We start from the raw sequence: 19,331 nt of genomic DNA on the forward strand, positions 1-19,331 counted from the left end.
TTCCCTCCCGAAAATAAATTATACTTGCATTCGTTTAAAACTTCAGGTAAAGGTATCTCACATTCAATGAACCAAAAGGTTTTTTTCTTATTAGCCTCATTAATAGCTACTTCCGTTTTTGGACAAGTAGGTGGGAGGTCGACCTATCAATTTTTAAATCTTTCAAATTCGCCACGTCAGGCCGCTTTGGGCGGAAAAACAATTACAAATTACGATTACGATCCTACCCAAGCCTTGTTCAATCCGGCTTCCATTAATCCGGAAATGGACAATCAGTTGTCATTAAATTACTTCAATTATATTGGCGATATCAATTATGGGAGTGTTGCCTATGCTTATTTGTGGGATAGACGAACACAGGTGTTGCATGCTGGAGTCACCTACATCAATTATGGAAAATTTGATGGCTACGATGAATTAGGAAACCCCACAAATACCTTTAGTGGGGGAGAAGTAGCACTATCTTTTGGACATGCGCGTAACATAGCTTTTACAAATTTCCATGTTGGAGCTAATGTAAAACTGATCTCTTCCACACTGGAGCAATATTCCTCTTTTGGAGGAGCGATAGATATTGGGTTAATGTATGTGTATGAAGACTGGGATCTCCAAATTACCGGAGTGGCGCGTAACATCGGGACACAATTTTCTCCTTACGACACTGAATATGAACCTTTGCCATTTGAATTGATCTTTGGGATATCGCAAACTTTGGAAAATATACCTATTCGCTGGCACTTTACTCTGGAAAATATGCAGCAATGGAAGGTAGCCTTTGCAAATCCAAATGAAGCTGTCGTAGACCTTGAAGGTAATTCACAAGAAGAAAAAATCAATTTTATCGACCATGCTTTTCGGCATATGATAGTAGGAATAGAAATATTTCCCGAAGGAGGCTTCAACATTCGTTTGGGATATAACCTACGCAGAGGAGAAGAATTACGTATTATTGAAAAAAGAGCCTTTGCCGGCTTGAGCGCAGGATTCTCTTTGCGGTTAAACAAACTTCGCTTTAGCTATTCGTATGTAAAATATAGTACGGCGGCATCTACCAGTAATTTCGGATTAAATATTAACTTGCAGTAATGCGAAAAATTACTATCGCCATTGACGGCTATTCATCTACCGGAAAAAGTACAGTTGCCAAACAATTAGCAGACTGGCTGGAATATGTATATGTAGATAGTGGAGCGATGTACCGCGCCGTAACCTTATTTGCGATGCGTAATGGATGTATTTCTGAAACCTTTTTTAATAAGAAAAAACTAGTCGAGGCATTGGCGGATATATCACTGGAATTTAAAAAAAATGATACCGGAAAAGCTGAAATATATCTAAATGGTGAGAATATTGAGAAACAGATTCGTACCATGGAAGTTTCAGAATTGGTAAGCCCGGTTGCTGCTGTTCCTGAGGTTCGAAGAAAATTGGTGAAACTACAGCACACAATGGGAGAGGGAAAAGGAGTAGTCATGGATGGCCGTGATATAGGGACCGTTGTTTTCCCAAATGCCGAACTTAAAATATTTATGAATGCCACAGCTGGTGAACGTGCACAGCGTCGTTACAAGGAACTTGTGGAAAGGGGTGCTATCGTAACCTATGAAGAAGTATTGGAAAATGTCACCGAACGGGATCATATCGATACCACACGTGAAGATTCGCCTTTAGTAAAAGCCAAGGACGCTATTGAAATTGATAATTCTGAAATGAATCTTGAAGATCAGTTTCACATTATTCTGCAATTAGCCAAAGACAGGATTGCGGGGAGGGTTTAATTTTTTTTCTTCCCGGAAATTCCTTCTCCAATTCCGGCCTCTTCCATCAATTTTAAACCATAATCCCTTATAACGGTAATTACTTCGATGGATTCTAACCCTTTCTCTGTAATACTATATTCAGTTTTGGGAGGTACAACAGCATATACCTTTCGATGAATTAGCCCGTATTTTTCCAGAGCTCTTAGCTGGGTTGTGAGCATTTTGTCCGATATATGTGGAATATTTCGTCGTAACTCACTATATCTAAGCGTCTTATCTTTTAATCTCCACAGTATTGGAATTTTCCATGTACCGCCAATACGGTCCATGGCAAATTCTACCGGGTTGTAATAATTCTTTCCATCGTAAATAAAATCTGGCATGCGCTAATATATTATATACACTATTACTTTCCAAAAAGTATGTACCATACCTTTTGGTATATATAGCCAACTATATAAATTAATTTTGGAGATTTGTTACTAATAAAAAATATAAAAGATGAAAAAGAAAGTATTAATTGTAGTTGCAAACCCTTCTATACATCCTAAATTACATTATCCGGTTGGTTTTTGGGCTTCGGAGCTATTTCATCCTATGGATGCTTTTTCTTCAAATGGGATAGATTATGAAATTGTAAGCCCCAATGGAGGAGAAGTGTTATTGGATCCTATGAGTGACCCTAATGATAAAAGTGAATATTCAGCCTGGGATACTTTAAGTAAAAAATACATTGACGACGGGTTTATGCAGAAACTTACCGAGACATTGCCTATTGCTGAAATTGATGTGGAGGACTATGATGCCATTATGGTTGCCGGAGGGCAGTCACCTATGTTCACTTTTGAGGAAGCAACTGACTTGCATCGTATATTTGAAAAATTTTATAATACGGGTAGGATTGCAGCAGCTTTATGCCATGGTGTTGCTTTATTGAACTATGTAAAAGACGTTGAAGGGAATTATTTGGTTTCAGAAAAAAAAGTGACAGGATTTACGAACGAAGAAGAAGATGCCTCAAATTTAGCTGTTGGTACTGAAGTAATGCCCTGGCGTATTGAAGAATCACTGCTTAAAAAAGGAGCAGACTTTAAGAAAACGGACCCCTGGCAACCTTACGTTATTGCAGATGGTAATTTAGTAACAGGGCAACAGAATATGAGTGGTGAAGTTACGGCAAAGAAGATTATTGAATTGTTAAATAAGAAATAATATGAGAATAGCCATTGTAGGTACCGGAAATGTTGGAGGAACGTTGGCAAAGAAATTAGCTGTGGCCGGTCATTCAATTTGTTTAGGAGTTAGGGATATTGAAAATTTTAAAGGAAAAAGCCTGCTTAATAAAAACATTTCTGTGCAACCGGTTAAGGAAGCTGTAGCAGTTTCTGAAGTAATAATATTGGCAACACCTGCTAAATTTACTATTGAAGTAACCAAATCTTTAGGAGATACCGGTAACAAAATAATTATAGATGCCATGAATATTGTAAGAGGGCAAGGACCTGAAGGATTTAACAATACAAGCAGTGCTATTTTAGCACATACTTCGACCAAAAATGTTGTAAAATGCTTCAATACCACAGGCTATAATAATATGGAAAACCCAGTTTATGAAGATAGTGTTATAGACAATTTTGTTGCTGGCGATAGTAAGAAGGGTATAGAGATGGCTAAGAAGCTTTCCAAAGATATAGGCTTTGCAAATTGCTATGAAGTAGGTGGAAATGACACATTTTACTTAATAGAACAATATGCACTGTTCTGGATAAATTTAGCTCTGTTTCAGGGCTATGGAAGAGAAATTGGCTTTAAGCTGCTAAAACGGGGGTAAACCCTTTGGAAATCAAAAGAAAAACACTATTTTTGCAGCCCTTTTAGCGACAAGACCGGAATAAAAGGAAACTAAAAAAACAAATTATAACCCTTCTGTGGGATAGTCGCACTAAGTTCCGGTAAAAACACAGGATACAAACTGTTTTTTGGTTGGTTAGTTATTAACTCCAAAAAACGCCAAAAATTAAATGGCTGATAAAGCAAAAGAAACTGCAGTAGAAGAAAAGAAAGCTGCAAAACCAAAAAGAGCAACAGTAAAAAAACCTGCTAAAGCAAAAGAAGAAAAGACAGCAGTAGCTGTAGAAGAAACTGCAGAAGTACAAGTTGAGGAAACTGCAAAACCTCAAAAAGAAGTTTCTCTTAAAGAGAGTAATCCCGAAAAATTCCTAAAAGATTTTAACTGGCACAACTACGAAGAAGGTATTGATCCTATTGATGATGGTAAGCTGGAAGAATTCGAAAAATTAGTAGCTGAAAACTTCGTAGACACTTTAGATGATGAAGTGGTGGAAGGTGAAGTGGTACATATTTCGGACCGTGATGCGATTATCGACATCAACGCTAAGTCAGAAGGTGTAGTATCTCTTAACGAGTTTCGTTACAATCCGGATCTTAAGGTTGGGGACAAGGTAGAAGTATTGATCGATGTACGTGAAGACAGTACCGGACAACTAATTCTTTCTCACCGTAAAGCAAGAACAATTAAAGCGTGGGATCGTGTAAATGCTGCACATGACGAAGGTACTATCGTAAACGGTTATGTGAAATGCCGTACTAAAGGAGGTATGATCGTAGATGTGTTTGGTATTGAAGCGTTCTTACCAGGATCACAAATTGATGTGAAACCTATCCGTGATTACGATATATATGTAGGCAAAACAATGGAATTTAAAGTTGTGAAGATCAATCACGAGTTTAAAAATGTTGTAGTTTCTCATAAAGCGTTGATCGAAGCAGATATTGAAGAACAGAAAAAAGAGATCATTGGCCAGTTAGAAAAAGGCCAGGTACTGGAAGGTGTTGTAAAGAACATTACTTCTTATGGAGTATTTGTAGACCTAGGAGGTGTGGACGGATTAGTTCACATTACAGACCTTTCCTGGTCACGTATCAATCACCCTAACGAAATTGTGGAATTAGACCAGAAATTGAATGTTGTGATCCTTGACTTCGATGAAGACAAGACACGTATCCAATTAGGTTTAAAACAATTGAATGCACATCCTTGGGATGCTTTAGGCGAAGAGCTTAAAGTAGGTGATAAGGTTAAGGGTAAAGTTGTGGTAATTGCAGATTACGGAGCATTTATTGAAGTAGCCGAAGGTGTTGAAGGTCTTATTCATGTAAGTGAAATGTCGTGGTCTACACACTTGAGAAGTGCACAGGATTTTGTAAATGTTGGAGACGAAGTAGAAGCACAGGTATTGACCTTGGATCGCGAAGAGCGTAAAATGTCTTTAGGTATTAAGCAATTAAGCGCGGATCCATGGACAGATATTACTAAAAAATACCCTGTTGGTTCTACTCATAGCGGAATTGTACGCAACTTCACAAATTTTGGAGTATTCGTAGAATTGGAAGAAGGAATCGATGGCCTTATTTACATTAGTGACCTTTCATGGACTAAGAAGATCAAGCACCCAAGTGAATTTACTAACATAGGTGATACACTGGAAGTGATCGTACTTGAACTGGATGTTGAAGGCCGTAAATTAAGTTTAGGACATAAGCAAACTACAGAAAATCCTTGGGATAAGTACGAAAAAGAATTTGCTATAGGTACTAAGCATACCGCTGCCATAACTGAAATGGTGGACAAAGGAGCAGTTATCAATTTCAATGACGATATCACAGCCTTTGTTCCAACACGTCATCTGGAAAAAGAAGATGGTGTTAATTTGAAGAAAGGAGAAGAAGCAGAATTCCAGATTATTGAGTTCAATAAAGAATTCAAGAAAGTGGTAGCTTCTCATATGGCAATTCACAAAGAAGAAGAAGCTAAGATCGTGAAAGCAGCAGTTAAAAAACAAGCTGCAGCAGCAGATGAAGCAAAACCAACACTAGGTGATGCTAATTCAAAGCTTCAGGAATTGAAAGATAAAATGGACGGAAAGAAATAATAAGTTCATTTGCATAATAGTAAGAACCCTTCCTTTTTCATAATCGGAAGGGTTTTTTGTTGGGCGTTTACGGGCATTCGCTATATCTTTTTAACAGTAGAAAGAGTTCAGTTATGTGCATAGTGATTATTAAAAAGGATGTCGCTGCTATCCCTAACGCAAAAAAGTAAACGTCTTCTTAAAAAAAGTACTATTTTTGTACCCTGAATATATTTCAGAACTTACCCCTATGAGCCAAAAAGTGTTATTAAACGCAAAAGAAGTACAAATTGCACTTCATCGTTTGGCTTGTCAATTAATAGAAAATCACGATACTTTTAGCAATACGGCACTTATTGGTATTCAGCCAAGAGGTATCTATTTGGCAGAACGCCTTAAAACCTTGTTAGAGACCGATTATAAGATTAAAAAAGTATCATTGGGGTATTTAGACATTACCTTTTACCGAGACGATTTCCGTCGTAGCGACAAACCCCTGGAGGCCAATACCACCAACATTGATTTTATTGTTGAAGATAAGAAGGTTGTTTTTATTGACGACGTATTATATACAGGGCGTAGTATCCGCTCAGCATTAACTGCAATACAATCGTTTGGCAGGCCTTTAGAGATTGAACTATTGACGTTAATCGACAGGCGTTTTAGCAGGCATTTACCTATTCAGCCGGACTATAGAGGCAGACAGGTTGATGCTATAAATAATGAAAAGGTAAAAGTATGCTGGAAAGAAAATGAGGGAGAGGATGCTGTATATTTGGTTAAAAACTAGAAGCGTGAAGTTGTGAAGTAAGAAAAAATGGAGAGAATTATAAATACATATAGATCCGGTAGGAGAACAACTGCCAACTGAATACTAAAATATGAGTGAATTAAGTGTAAATCACTTACTGGGAATTAAATACATCACCGAAGATGATATTCAATTGATTTTCGAAACAGCAGATCATTTTAAAGAAGTGATCAATCGTTCCATTAAAAAAGTTCCATCATTACGTGATATTACCATTGCCAATTTATTTTTTGAAAATAGTACCAGAACCCGCCTTTCTTTTGAACTGGCGGAAAAACGCCTCTCCGCAGATGTAGTTAATTTTTCAGCTTCTTCGTCTTCCGTAAAGAAAGGGGAAACATTAATAGATACAGTAAACAACATCCTTTCCATGAAAGTGGATATGGTCGTTATGCGTCACCCTAACCCCGGAGCAGGAATATTTCTTTCAAAACATGTAAATGCCAGTATTGTTAATGCCGGTGATGGTGCTCATGAGCACCCTACACAAGCACTATTAGACTGTTATTCTATTAGGGAGAAGTTAGGAGATGTGGCCGGAAAAAATGTAGTTATTGTAGGAGACATATTACATTCTAGAGTGGCACTATCAAATATTTTTGCACTCCAAAAGCTTGGAGCATCAGTTAAGGTGTGTGGCCCTAAAACTCTTATTCCTAAATTTATAGATAAATTAGGAGTGGAGGTAGAAGGGAATCTTCGTAATGCATTGGACTGGTGTGATGTGGCAAATATGTTACGGGTTCAGAATGAACGAATGGAAATTAGTTACTTTCCTACTACGCGCGAATACACTCAGCAATTTGGCGTTAACAAGAAGCTGCTAGATTCACTTGATAAAGAGATTGTAGTAATGCACCCAGGACCTATTAATCGAGGTGTGGAGATTACCAGTGATGTTGCTGACAGTAAACAAGCGATCATTCTGGATCAGGTTGAGAACGGTGTAGCGATAAGAATGGCAGTATTGTACTTATTAGCATCAAAAATTCAACATAATGAAGACTGACAAAAGAGAAAATTTCATTGTTTTAGAAGACGATAAGGACGATCTGCAGGATTTTGTTTCATTTCTGGAACATATCATTCCAAAGAAGTTCGAAAAAGACAATGTTGTTATCAATATTTTAAAATACGATCAATTAGATTTAACTCAATTATTACTTTTTTTAAAACTATCTACATACCATCGTTCCACAAAGCACTCCTTTGTAATAGTTAATGATGCTATTAACCCGGATGATATCCCCTTTGAAATGATTGTAGTGCCAACACTTCAGGAAGCTGGTGATATTGTTGAAATGGAAGAGATAGAACGAGACCTGGGCTTTTAATACAGATAATTATGGACCTTACTATTTTGGGCTGCCATTCTGCAACACCAAGAACAACAGCACATCCTACAGCTCAGGTATTGGAAATTCGAGGCCACTTGTTTTTAATAGATTGTGGAGAAGGGACGCAGGTTCAGTTAAGGCGTTATAAAGTAAAATTTTCCCGTATCAGGCACATATTCATTTCTCATTTACATGGAGACCATTTTTTTGGATTGGTTGGGCTTATTTCAACATTCAGATTATTGGGCCGTGAAGCAGAACTTAACATTTATGGCCCTAAGGGAATCAAAGAAGCAATCACCCTTCAGCTGAAATTAGGAAAATCGTGGACAAATTATCCTTTGTATTTTCATGAGTTGGATAGTAATGAGCCACAAGTATTGTTTGAAGACGAGAAAGTTTCAGTAACAACAATTCCTTTGGACCATCGCGTATATACAAACGGTTTTCTTTTTCAGGAGAAACCCGGAGAGCGTAAGTTGAATATTGATGCTGCCAGAAAAGCAAATGTTGACCTAAGCTACTATAGTAAGTTAAAACAGGGCTACGATGTGGTGAATAACGATGGAAAAGCGGTTGCCAACAGAGACGTCACTTTAGACCCCGACCCTCCACGATCCTATGCTTTTTGTAGTGATACCGCTTATTTCCCCGAAATAGTTCCGCAGTTAAAAGATGTAACGGCTTTATATCACGAGTCTACTTTTTTAGAAGAACACCATCATCTTTGCGAACCTACTAAGCATTGTACTGCTAAAGAAGCTGCTGTAATCGCTAAGAAGGCAAATGCAGGAACTCTTATTTTAGGACATTATTCAGGGCGTTACGGAGACCTGAATCTATTTAAGGAAGAAGCACAGGAAATATTTAAGAATGTAGAACTTGCAGAGGACGGAAAGGCATTTTCTTTTTAATAAATTAATACATATTTTATAAATAGCTTTTTAATACGTTCTGTAAAACTCGTAACTTGCATTAAAATTGCAATATGAGGGACAATCTTCACAAATATCGAAAATCGTACGAAAAAGGAGAACTTTCTGAGCATTCTGTTAATCCAAATCCGTTACAGCAATTCAGAACATGGTATTATGAGACAGAATTAACGGGAGGTGTAGATGAGGTAAATGCAATGATGTTAACAACTATTGGTACGGATGGTTTTCCAAGGGGAAGAGTTGTTTTGTTAAAAAAATACGATGAAAACGGATTCTATTTTTACACTAATTATGCCAGTGAAAAAGGACTGTCGATTGCTGCAAACAATAAAGTGTCCTTATCTTTTTTCTGGCCAGTTATGGAACGTCAAATTATTATAAAGGGTACTGCAAAGAAAACTTCCGAAGAAGATTCTTCCAACTATTTTCATTCGCGCCCAAAAGGTAGCCAGTTAGGAGCTTTAGTATCCGATCAAAGCAGTGAGATAGAGAGTAGAGTAGCAATGGAGGCAAAGTTACAGGCATTAGAAAAAAAATATGAAAATACAGAAGTTCCTAAGCCAAAAGAGTGGGGGGGCTATGTAGTTACCCCGGTTAGTATTGAATTTTGGCAGGGCAGGCCCAACAGGCTACACGACAGAATCCTCTATACTTTAGATGGATTAGATTGGAACATTAAAAGACTTCAACCTTAATATATGAAAACACTTTATATGGTTCGGCATGCAAAGTCGTCGTGGAAACACGATGTGGAAGACCACAAACGGCCTTTAAAAGGAAGAGGAAGACGGGATGGTAAGTTGGTATCTGGCACATTAAAAGACCAGATAAAACCACCAGAACAAATCGTAACAAGTGATGCGACTCGTGCGCTTTCCACTGCAAATTTTTTTAAGGAAGTTTTTAATATCAAAGAAACAGACTTTATAAAAAATCACGATTTATATGATTTTAGCGGACAGGGAGTCATGAATATCATCAAAGGTTTGGATAATTCTTTGGACAGAGTGATGATAGTAGGCCATAATCATGCGTTTACCTCGATTGCAAATATGTTAGGAAACAAGTATATTGAAAATGTTCCTACCTGTGGTTTTGTAATGCTTCAATTTGAAATAGATACGTGGGATAGTATTACGACAGGAACCACAGTTAAAACATTATTTCCCAAAGATTTAAAATAATGAACCTACCTACAGAAAAAATAATTAAAACTGAAAATCACTACTTCAATCGTGAGTTAAGCTGGCTAAAATTTAATGCCCGGGTGTTACAGGAAGCTGAAGACGAAACAGTTCCTTTGATTGAAAGGCTCCGGTTTTTGGGAATCTTTTCAAATAATCTGGATGAATTCTTTAAGGTCCGTTATGCTACTATCAAACGTATTGTAGAGGCCGGTAAAGGAGGAAGAAGAGTTTTAGGGGGTATTTCAGCTAAAGAATTACTTGATGAGATTACCTATACAGTTATCGGGCAGCAGACAACCAGCCTTCAGATATTAAGTACTATTGAAAATGAACTTCAGAAGGAAAATATTTTTATTATTGACGAAACAGAAGTTACACCAGAACAAAGCAAATTTATTTCAGATTATTTCATTCAAAAAGTAAGCCCGGCATTAGTAACTATTATGATAGGTGAATTGGAACAATTTCCGGCATTAAAAGATAGTGCTGCTTACCTTGCCATAAAAATGGTAATGTCTGATGAAGACGAAACTTTTGAATCAAAATACAATTATGCTCTTATAGAAATACCAAGAGTTATAGAGCGTTTTGTAGTATTGCCGCCGGATGGTGACAAGCAGTTTATTATTATTCTTGATGATTTGATCAGGCATTGTCTGCAAAATATTTTTAGCATTTTCAATTACAAAAGTATTTCCGCACATATGATCAAGATCACCAGAGATGCTGAGTTGGATATAGATAGTGATTTAAGTAAAAGTTTTATCGATAAAATTTCAAAGAGTGTTAAAAATCGTAGTTCCGGGGACCCGGTTCGTTTTGTATACGATAAGAGTATTGATAAGCATACACTACAGTTTTTAATGGATAAAATGGGAATTGATACTACAGATAGCATTATTCCCGGGGGACGTTACCATAACCGCCGTGACTATATGGGCTTTCCAAGTCTGGGAAGAAAAGATCTTTTGTACAGTAAAATTGAGCCATTGCCTATTCCGGGACTTAGCTTGCAGGGAAGTTTGTTCGCTAAGTTTGCTGAAAAGGACTACCTGTTATACGCACCGTACCAAAGTTTTTCATACGTTGTAAAATTCCTTAGAGAAGCTGCTCTGGACCCAAAAGTACAATCTATAAAGATCACTATTTATCGACTGGCACAAGTATCGCACATCGCAAGCTCTTTAATAAATGCAGCTAAGAATGGAAAAGATGTAACTGTTCAAATAGAACTTCAGGCCCGTTTTGACGAAGCAGCCAATATTAAATATGCCGAGCAAATGCAGAGTGAAGGAGTACATCTTATTTTTGGTGTATCCGGATTGAAAGTACATTGCAAGTCCTGTGTAATTGAGCGTTTGGAAAAAGATAAAATGAAGCGTTATGGTTTTATAAGTACCGGGAATTTTAATGAATCTACTGCCCGTATTTATACAGATTACACGCTCTTCACCTCCAATCAAAAAATATGTAAAGAGATCAATAAGGTGTTTGATTTCTTTGAAGTGAATTATAAAATCAAAAAATACCAGCATCTTATCGTTTCTCCGCATTACACCCGAAATGCTTTATACGCATTGATCGACACAGAAATTGAAAACAGGAAAAATGGCTTGCCAAGTGGCATTAAACTAAAACTGAACAGCCTTTCTGATTTTAAAATGATCGATAAATTATATGAGGCCAGCAGGGAAGGGGTTGATATTAAATTAATTGTTAGAGGGATTTGTTGTTTAATTCCCGGGGTGAAGGGAATGAGTGAGAATATAGAAGTAATTAGTATTGTGGATAAATTTTTGGAACATCCCAGACTGTTTATTTTTTACAATGGAGGAGACCCAAAAGTGTACATATCTTCTGCAGATCTAATGAGTAGAAATCTGGACAACCGGGTAGAAATCTCTTGTCCAATTTATGATGTGGATATCAAAAAAGAGATCATAGAAACTTTTGAGATTAGTTGGAGTGATACGGTAAAAGCCCGCGTCATTTCAGACATGCAGGACAATGCCTATCGTAGGCTCAATAATGAAAAAGTACGCTCGCAATTTAAAATGTACGAATACTATCAGGAAAAACTTAAAAATTAGACTTGTTAAATATTCATAAATACGCTGCTGTAGATATTGGTTCAAATGCCATTCGTTTATTAATTGCATCCATAATTGAACCACCGGAACGTGAACCTATTTTCAAGAAGATTTCACTGGTGCGGGTACCTATTCGCTTGGGAGCTGATGTTTTTATAAAAGGAGAGATCTCCGAGGAGAATTACCTGCGTATGCTGGATGCGATGGAGGCTTTCAGCTTATTGATGAAAACCCACAATATTGTTAGTTTCAGGGCGTGTGCAACTTCGGCTATGCGTGAAGCATCCAACGGCAGGGATATCGCTGAAAAGATTAGGAAAAGAACCGGAATTCATATTAATATTATTGACGGGGAAGAAGAAGCCGGAATAATTGCTTCAACAGACCTAAGATCATTAATACAAGACAATAAGGTTTTTTTATATGTGGATGTAGGAGGAGGTAGTACAGAATTTACCATTTTTGCAAATGGCCACACCGTTACTTCTCGTTCATTTAAATTAGGTACAGTGCGTCTTATTAATAAAATGGTAGATGAATCTATGTGGGAAGAGGTGCAACAATGGGTTCAGAAAAATACCGAACAGTATGACAGCATTTCTGTAATTGGCTCCGGAGGAAATATAAATAGCATCTACAAAGCCAGCGGAATTAAAATAGGAAAACCCCTTAGTTATTTTTACTTAACTTCTTACTATAAAAAGATACAAAGGCTCTCCTATGAAGAAAGGATCGTGGAACTCAACATGAATCCGGACCGTGCTGATGTTGTAATTCCTGCTACCCGAATCTATCTTTCTGCCATGAAATGGAGTAAGGCAAAGGATATACACGTTCCAAAAATTGGTCTTTCCGATGGAATTATTAAGAGTTTGTATAATGAGAAATTAGCTGAGGAGCTGGAAGTTAGACAGTAGATGTTTTTCGATCAGCTAATTAACCATGTATTGTTTCACTTTTTCCCAGGTCTTTCATTACTTCTGCCTCAAAAGCAAGTAGTTCATTCCATTTTTTATCTACTATTGTACGTTCACCATATTGACGGGCAAATCCTAAAAACATAGTATAGTGATTAGCTTCACTCACCATTAGATTTCTATAGAAATCTGCCAGCGTTTTGTCTTCCAGTTCTTCACTTAATAATCTAAAACGCTCACAACTGCGAGCTTCAATTAAAGCGGCGTATAACAAACGATGCACCAATTGCGTGGTACGGCTTCCTCCTTTTGGAAAAAACTGTGTGATTTGTATCACATATTCGTCTTTACGATCACGACCCATCACCCATCCACGTTCCAGGATTTTATCGTGAACCATTTTAAAATGGCTAATCTCTTCCTTGACCAGAGCAATCATTTCTTGCACCAGCTCTGTATATTCTGGAAAAGAAACGATCAGTGAAATAGCTGTAGATGCCGCTTTTTGCTCACAATAAGCATGATCTGTTAGAATTTCTTCAATGTTTTTTTCAACAATATTTACCCAACGTGGGTCGGTAGGAAGTTGTAAACCAAGCATTTTTTTAATTATTCATTAAATATCCAGATCGAATTCTTTTCGGAGTTTTTCGATCATGGGATTTTTTTCTTTTAATTTTTCAAACTTTTCACGAGGTGTATATGCATACCGTTTCTCAATGGTTTCATTCACTTCAATTGAAAGGTCGACATCATAGTTTTGTAATTTTTCACGAAGAAAACCTAACAACTCATATTTAGCACGTTCTACTTCCACTTTGATTGTAGAATTGGGAAATTCCAGATGAATTAAAGTACCTTCCAATTTAGGTACCCCCATGGTTAGATGCGATAGCAGGTTATATTTTCCTTCCTTTTCTACCTGATCTGTATATTCTTTCCAAACACTGATCATTTGTGACTCATCAAAATCTTTTACAGGAAGGTTCTTTTCATCCGGTTGTGAGGCAACCAATTCTTTTTTAAGTTCTTGTTTTTTCTGAATACTTTTTAAAGACAGCGCAGACACTTTTTTAGCATTTCGTTCTGCCAGGATCTGTGGCCGCTCAATAACACGTTCAGGCACTACAGGCTCTTTTGGTTTTTCGGGTTTGGGAAGCTCATTGTCCTTTGAAGGATAATTTTCGGTAGTTTCAGAAACTACATGCTCCAGTGCAGCTGCTTCAGTTTTCTTTGTATGAGGTATTTCTGTTGCTAAAGAAGCAGTATTTTTTTCTTTTACAAAATAGGACGGGGGAATTACGAAGCGATCAAGGTTTTTTTTTTCACTCTTGACAGTAAGAGAAGCCAATTGCAATAAGCATAGCTCTACCAGTAATCGTTGATTGCGGCTTGTTTTATATTTTAAATCACAGCTATTGGCAATTTCAATGGCTTCCAGTAAAAACTCATGCGAAGTATTTTTTGATTGTTCAAAATACATAGTTTTTACTTGTTCGCCCACCTCAAGTAAAGTAATGGTTTCTTCATTTTGGCACACTAAAAGATCTCTAAAGTGTGAAGCTAACCCGGTAATAAAATGATGGCCGTCAAATCCTTTTGCAAGAATATCATTATAGGCGACCAATACTTGCGGAATGTTATTGGCAAGTAGCAAATCTGTAATTGAAAAGTAGTACGTATAGTCAAGTACATTCAAGTTTTCGGTAACAGCTTGCCGTGTTAAATTTTTTCCGGAAAAACTAACAACACGATCAAATATGGAAAGTGCATCACGCAAGGCTCCATCTGCTTTTTGAGCGATGATATGTAGCGCATCATCTTCGGCTTCGATACCTTCAGAACTGGCCACATCTGCCAAATGCCCCTTAATATCATTCACCGTTATTCTTTTAAAATCAAAGATCTGACAACGTGAAAGAATAGTTGGAATGATCTTATGCTTTTCGGTAGTTGCAAGAATAAAAATGGCATGTTTTGGAGGTTCTTCCAGTGTTTTCAGAAAAGCATTAAATGCAGCTGATGACAGCATATGAACTTCATCAATTATATACACTTTATACTTACCAACCTGAGGAGGAATACGTACCTGGTCAATTAAATTTCGGATATCATCTACAGAATTGTTGGAGGCAGCGTCCAATTCAAAAATATTGAAAGCAAAGTCTTCATCTACTTTTTCGGTTCCATCCTGATTGATCTTCTTGGCCAGTATACGGGCACAGGTAGTTTTTCCAACTCCACGGGGTCCGGTAAATAAGAGAGCTTGTGCCAAATGATTGTTTTCTATGGCATTTTCCAACGTATTGGTAATGGCTTGTTGTCCCACTACATTCTTAAAAACGGTAGGTCTGTATTTACGTGCTGATACTATAAAGTGTTCCATAGAAGTAAAACAAATATAAAGATGTCAATTTAGTTTTTAAAAAATAGCCTTTGCTATTTTGCGGTATTTATTAACATTGGATTACTTTTGTAAAAGCAGGCCGCCTTATCGATCTTAAACTTATGTTTAAGGTAGGAAAGTCCGGACACCACAGGGAGGCATAGCGGCTAACAGCCGTCGTCACGTTTAGGCGCGACCGGACAAGTGCAACAGAAAGGATGTACAGGTAATGCTGTAGTGAAACCAGGTAAACTCTATGCGGTGAAATGCCACGTAAACCTGTGCTTGAGGGTACCCGCCCGATGCAGGAGGGTAGGCAGATAGAATGTATTGGTAACAATGCATCCAGATAAATGATAAGGATCCGCCTCAGGTGGATACAGAATCCGGCTTACAGGCCTGCTTTCTTATTTTTGAAGTTGTTTAGGAAAAAAGACTAAAAACAGAACTTCCGTATTTTCTGGCTTCAGTAAAATTTGGGTGTGATGAAAGGTCTGTATGCTTGGAATGTTCAATAATAACCATCCCTTCTTCATTTAACAATTGGTTTTTAAATATAGTATTTACTATTGCTTCAAATTTTTCAACGGGGAAATCATAGGGAGGGTCTGCAAATATGATATCGAATGTAGTTTTTGTTACTCCTAAAAAGGTATAAGCATCTGCTTTAATGGTTTTGATAGGAAAGGAAAGTTCTTCGGCTGTTTTTTGAATATATTTTACACATCCGTAATGTGCATCGATACTGTTAATTTCTTTTGTCCCCCGTGAAGCAAACTCATAACTTATATTTCCGGTACCGGCAAAAAGATCGAGAACAGAAACAGTTTCAAAATCTATTCGGTTATTAAGAATATTAAAAAGGGACTCTTTAGCAAAATCTGTAGTAGGCCTTACCGGCAATGATTTAGGTGCAGTGAGACGTCTTCCTTTATGTAAACCGGAAATGATTCGCACTATAAACTGTTTTTTAATAAAAAGCTGGGAGGGGTATCACTATTTGAAAATCCTTCTCTCTCAACAGATTCCAATGTGGTAAATGCTACACTTCTAATGTATCTGTAAATAATCTCATAAAAAGTATCTTCTTTGGTAATTGAACCGCAAAGGATCATTTCTATAGTATCCGGATTCAGCTTTAATTGTTCCAAGCTAAACAAAATATAATAAATAAAATCTTCGGGTGTTTTATACGAATGTGTATTGCATAGTTGAAGATTTCCATCTTTTATAACAATGAGATCGAAAATGCTATCCTGAACATGCACGTAGGCCTTATCACCCTGAGAATGCTTTTCAGCATTGAGAATCAATTTTAAAAGAACGGTTGTTGCATGATAATATTGAAAACTCCCAAAACGATCAAACAGGTAGTTATTAATATTCACAAAAGGAACATATACTATTACAATATCTTGACTTTGCAATATATCGTGTGCAATAAAATCGTTCCCCAGTATTTTCGAATTAAATTTTAAATAATCACTTGCTTTAGTTTCATCAAACAGAGAGCCAGGAACCAAACTATAGATGTTGGTAGCATAAATTACGGTAACTTCTTTAAAACTGTCCTGCAATTCATTGTTTTCTGAAAGTACATCTTTAACTTCCAGTAATAATTCTTCGGGGGTTCGGTAATTTTTAAATTTTTTTTCTAAAAAAAACAAAACATCTTTAGTATCAAAAACCGACACTAAAAAAGAAAGTCCGGTCAATGAAACTTGAACGGACAGTCTTTTATTTGAATTTGTTAGTATGTTATTGCGCTTTGGAATCATAAATTTTTGGCCAGTTACCACTTGTATTCACTTCGTCCATAGAACCTACACTGATATAAGGGCCATTTACACCATCAACAGAGATCACTTGCTTCTCTTGGGACAACAGGCCTTTATCCAGATCGCCCAAAAGTACGTCTTTAGCTACTCTTGCTTCAAAAACAGAATATATGGCGCCACCTTTTTCAAGCTTGCCAGCTTTTAATTCAAAATCTTCGGTTACACCTTCTATAGGAATTTTCATCATTGTTTTATAACGGTCGGATCCGGCAAAAATAGAATCTCTTACCGGAGTGAATCCTAATGTATCTAATAATGTCTCTTCTATGTAGTAACCTTCATCAAGACCAAATGCCTTATTTTTAGCGACATCTGCATAACTGGTATCGCGTCTTTGTACAATCGCAAATTGAGCAGTATCCAAAAAGCGAACTAAACTATCGAAATCTCCTGTAAAACTACCTGTAATTTCCTGAAATGCTAACTCTGCATTTTTAATGTCTTTTAAATTCTTGATTACTTTGGTGTAACGCGCTTCTTTGACTTTGTTAAATTCAATAGGTCCGCTAATAGAATTATAGAGTTGGTATCCTAAGAAAATGATAACAATCCAAAGAAGTAGCTGTATAACAAGTTTCATTATTTTAAAGGTTTAAATAAGTTGTACAAATGGTCTATCGCAAATCTACAATTTTTTTTTGTTCGTTAAAGTATATTCCGAAAAAATCATAGCTATCTTTAAACCCTCTTAGATTAGTAATGATTTCATGGACGTACCTCAATTTTATAGTCTTTTAAAAAGTGATTTTCCCCACACCACTACACCTAAGCAGGATATTGCCCTGCAACTGCTGGCAAGCTTTGCGTTGAGCAGTAACGCGAAAGAAGTCTTTTTATTGAAAGGGTATGCCGGAACCGGAAAGACAACTATAATAGGAACTCTCGTAAAAAACCTGTGGAAGGCAAAAAATTCTGCGGTATTACTGGCACCTACCGGAAGAGCAGCAAAAGTGATCAGCAACTATTCTAACAAAGAAGCATTTACCATACATAAAAAAATATATTATCCCAAGAGCCAAAAAGGAGGAGGAGTATCTTTTACACTACAAAAGAACAAACACCGAAACGTTATTTTTATAGTAGATGAAGCCTCAATGATCCCAGATATTAACCAGGAGTCTAAACTTTTTGAAAACGGATCTTTACTGGATGACCTGATGCAGTATGTATATAGTGGTCATAATTGTAAACTGCTTTTAATAGGAGATACGGCACAATTACCTCCTGTGAAATTATCCATTAGCCCTGCATTAGATAGACATACCCTGGAAAATTATTACAACAAGGAAGTTATTGAGTTGGAAATGGACGAAGTGGTTAGGCAACAAAAAGATAGTGGCATACTTGTTAATGCCACGAAAATACGTAACCGTATAGAAGACGGTCTTTTTGAAGTCTTTAAATTTTCTGAAAGTCCATTTAAGGAAGTTATTCGTCCGTTGGATGGGCAAGAACTTATGGACGCAATTAGTGATAGTTATTCAACCCTTGGAAATGAGGATACTGTGATTATTGTCCGTTCCAATAAACGTGCAAATTTATACAATCAGAATATCAGGAATCGTATCCTTTTTCAAGAAGAAGAGTTGTCTGCCGGTGATTATTTAATGGTTGTAAAGAACAACTATTTTTGGGTGAAACCGCATACTGAAGCCGGGTTTATAGCTAATGGAGATATTATTGAGGTGTTGGAAATCTTTAGTTTTAAAGATCTATATGGTTTTCGTTTTGCTGAAGTAAAAATACGAATGGTCGATTATCCCGGAATGCAGCCTTTTGAAACAGTCTTGATTTTAGATACACTTACTTCCGAAACCCCTTCACTTTCTTATGAAGATTCCAATAAATTATATCAGGAAGTAATGCAGGACTATGTTTCAGAAAAATCAAATTACAGACGATTTCTTTCTGTAAAGAACAACAAATATTTTAATGCATTACAGGTTAAATTCTCTTATGCGATCACCTGTCATAAATCACAGGGAGGGCAATGGAATACAGTCTTTGTAGAACAGCCTTACTTGCCTAACGGTATTGACAAGGAGTATCTTAGGTGGTTGTATACGGCCGTAACACGTGCCAAAGAAAAACTATACTTGATTGGATTTAAAGATGAGTTTTTTGTAGATTCGTAG

Annotated in this window: 20 protein-coding genes and 1 other RNA gene; 15 read left to right on the forward strand and 6 right to left on the reverse strand. The window is 36.9% G+C overall.

The genetic code is table 11. The features are described 5' to 3' along the window. Positions 1 to 66: 66 nt before the first annotated feature. Positions 67 to 1,086, forward strand: coding sequence for a type IX secretion system protein PorQ (gene porQ, locus ACY2RT_RS00230; RefSeq protein ID WP_490154914.1), 1,020 nt, complete (start codon positions 67 to 69; stop codon positions 1,084 to 1,086). Beyond that, positions 1,086 to 1,778, forward strand: coding sequence for a (d)CMP kinase (gene cmk / locus ACY2RT_RS00235; protein WP_490153858.1), 693 nt, complete (start codon positions 1,086 to 1,088; stop codon positions 1,776 to 1,778). Before porQ ends, cmk begins: the two co-directional genes overlap by 1 nt. On the opposite strand, the gene ACY2RT_RS00240 is transcribed toward cmk, so the two are convergent. Further along, positions 1,775 to 2,143, reverse strand: a complete 369-nt coding sequence (locus tag ACY2RT_RS00240) for a winged helix-turn-helix transcriptional regulator (protein WP_490153859.1) — start codon at positions 2,141 to 2,143, stop codon at positions 1,775 to 1,777. The two genes, cmk and ACY2RT_RS00240, sit on opposite strands and share 4 nt — an antisense overlap. 118 nt (positions 2,144 to 2,261) lie before the next feature. On the opposite strand from ACY2RT_RS00240, the gene ACY2RT_RS00245 reads away from it, so the two are divergent. From ACY2RT_RS00245 to ACY2RT_RS00295, 11 genes are all read left to right on the forward strand, one after another. Then, positions 2,262 to 2,972 carry a type 1 glutamine amidotransferase domain-containing protein gene (locus ACY2RT_RS00245; RefSeq protein WP_490153860.1) on the forward strand — a complete coding sequence of 237 codons (711 nt, stop codon included), beginning with the start codon at positions 2,262 to 2,264 and terminating at the stop codon, positions 2,970 to 2,972. Between the two features lies 1 nt (position 2,973). Continuing rightward, entirely contained in the window at positions 2,974 to 3,591 is a 618-nt protein-coding gene (locus tag ACY2RT_RS00250; protein ID WP_490153861.1) for an NADPH-dependent F420 reductase, read from the forward strand. A gap of 190 nt (positions 3,592 to 3,781) precedes the next feature. Further along, positions 3,782 to 5,713, forward strand: coding sequence for a 30S ribosomal protein S1 (rpsA, locus tag ACY2RT_RS00255; RefSeq protein WP_490153862.1), 1,932 nt, complete (start codon positions 3,782 to 3,784; stop codon positions 5,711 to 5,713). Between the two features lie 229 nt (positions 5,714 to 5,942). After that, entirely contained in the window at positions 5,943 to 6,482 is a 540-nt protein-coding gene (pyrR, locus tag ACY2RT_RS00260; protein ID WP_490153863.1) for a bifunctional pyr operon transcriptional regulator/uracil phosphoribosyltransferase PyrR, read from the forward strand. Positions 6,483 to 6,573: 91 nt separating this feature from the next. Beyond that, a complete protein-coding gene (locus ACY2RT_RS00265; protein ID WP_490153864.1) occupies positions 6,574 to 7,512 on the forward strand; it encodes an aspartate carbamoyltransferase catalytic subunit in 939 nt (312 codons plus the stop codon). Then, positions 7,502 to 7,837 (forward strand): ribonuclease Z, encoded by a 336-nt coding sequence (locus ACY2RT_RS00270; protein ID WP_490153865.1) that lies wholly within the window; start codon positions 7,502 to 7,504, stop codon positions 7,835 to 7,837. The genes ACY2RT_RS00265 and ACY2RT_RS00270 overlap by 11 nt, the downstream gene beginning before the upstream one ends. Before the next feature lie 11 nt (positions 7,838 to 7,848). Further along, positions 7,849 to 8,754 carry a ribonuclease Z gene (locus tag ACY2RT_RS00275; RefSeq protein ID WP_490153866.1) on the forward strand — a complete coding sequence of 302 codons (906 nt, stop codon included), beginning with the start codon at positions 7,849 to 7,851 and terminating at the stop codon, positions 8,752 to 8,754. A 74-nt stretch (positions 8,755 to 8,828) separates the two neighbouring features. Beyond that, the gene (gene pdxH, locus ACY2RT_RS00280; RefSeq protein WP_490153867.1) at positions 8,829 to 9,473 is read left to right on the forward strand and encodes a pyridoxamine 5'-phosphate oxidase; all 645 of its coding nucleotides are present in this window, start codon (positions 8,829 to 8,831) and stop codon (positions 9,471 to 9,473) included. A gap of 3 nt (positions 9,474 to 9,476) precedes the next feature. Continuing rightward, on the forward strand, positions 9,477 to 9,962 hold the full coding sequence (locus ACY2RT_RS00285; protein WP_490153868.1) for a SixA phosphatase family protein: 486 nt from the start codon (positions 9,477 to 9,479) through the stop codon (positions 9,960 to 9,962). Beyond that, positions 9,962 to 12,055, forward strand: a complete 2,094-nt coding sequence (gene ppk1, locus ACY2RT_RS00290) for a polyphosphate kinase 1 (RefSeq protein ID WP_490153869.1) — start codon at positions 9,962 to 9,964, stop codon at positions 12,053 to 12,055. The genes ACY2RT_RS00285 and ppk1 overlap by 1 nt, the downstream gene beginning before the upstream one ends. A gap of 2 nt (positions 12,056 to 12,057) precedes the next feature. Then, on the forward strand, positions 12,058 to 12,972 hold the full coding sequence (locus ACY2RT_RS00295) for a Ppx/GppA phosphatase family protein (protein ID WP_490153870.1): 915 nt from the start codon (positions 12,058 to 12,060) through the stop codon (positions 12,970 to 12,972). Positions 12,973 to 12,991: 19 nt separating this feature from the next. On the opposite strand, the gene ACY2RT_RS00300 is transcribed toward ACY2RT_RS00295, so the two are convergent. Both ACY2RT_RS00300 and ACY2RT_RS00305 read right to left on the reverse strand, forming a co-directional pair. After that, entirely contained in the window at positions 12,992 to 13,573 is a 582-nt protein-coding gene (locus ACY2RT_RS00300) for a MiaE family protein (protein WP_490153871.1), read from the reverse strand. A 15-nt stretch (positions 13,574 to 13,588) separates the two neighbouring features. Further along, complete coding sequence (locus ACY2RT_RS00305) at positions 13,589 to 15,358, reverse strand: DNA polymerase III subunit gamma/tau (protein ID WP_490153872.1); 1,770 nt, start codon at positions 15,356 to 15,358, stop codon at positions 13,589 to 13,591. 92 nt (positions 15,359 to 15,450) lie between these two features. On the opposite strand from ACY2RT_RS00305, the gene rnpB reads away from it, so the two are divergent. After that, positions 15,451 to 15,768, forward strand: an RNA gene (gene rnpB / locus ACY2RT_RS00310) — RNase P RNA component class A. Positions 15,769 to 15,781: 13 nt separating this feature from the next. Here the strand turns inward: rnpB and ACY2RT_RS00315 are convergent. From ACY2RT_RS00315 to ACY2RT_RS00325, 3 genes are read right to left on the reverse strand one after another with little or no spacing between them, the layout of a single operon-like run. Continuing rightward, on the reverse strand, positions 15,782 to 16,315 hold the full coding sequence (locus ACY2RT_RS00315) for an RsmD family RNA methyltransferase (RefSeq protein WP_490153873.1): 534 nt from the start codon (positions 16,313 to 16,315) through the stop codon (positions 15,782 to 15,784). After that, the gene (locus ACY2RT_RS00320; RefSeq protein WP_490153874.1) at positions 16,315 to 17,136 is read right to left on the reverse strand and encodes a DUF3822 family protein; all 822 of its coding nucleotides are present in this window, start codon (positions 17,134 to 17,136) and stop codon (positions 16,315 to 16,317) included. Before ACY2RT_RS00320 ends, ACY2RT_RS00315 begins: the two co-directional genes overlap by 1 nt. Further along, positions 17,117 to 17,776 (reverse strand): hypothetical protein, encoded by a 660-nt coding sequence (locus tag ACY2RT_RS00325; protein ID WP_490153875.1) that lies wholly within the window; start codon positions 17,774 to 17,776, stop codon positions 17,117 to 17,119. The genes ACY2RT_RS00320 and ACY2RT_RS00325 overlap by 20 nt, the downstream gene beginning before the upstream one ends. A gap of 127 nt (positions 17,777 to 17,903) precedes the next feature. Between ACY2RT_RS00325 and ACY2RT_RS00330 the strand changes: the two genes are divergently transcribed. Beyond that, positions 17,904 to 19,331: an ATP-dependent DNA helicase gene (locus ACY2RT_RS00330; protein WP_490153876.1), complete on the forward strand. Its 1,428-nt coding sequence runs from the start codon at positions 17,904 to 17,906 to the stop codon at positions 19,329 to 19,331.

This window comes from Ulvibacter sp. 2210JD10-4 (genome assembly GCF_058148525.1).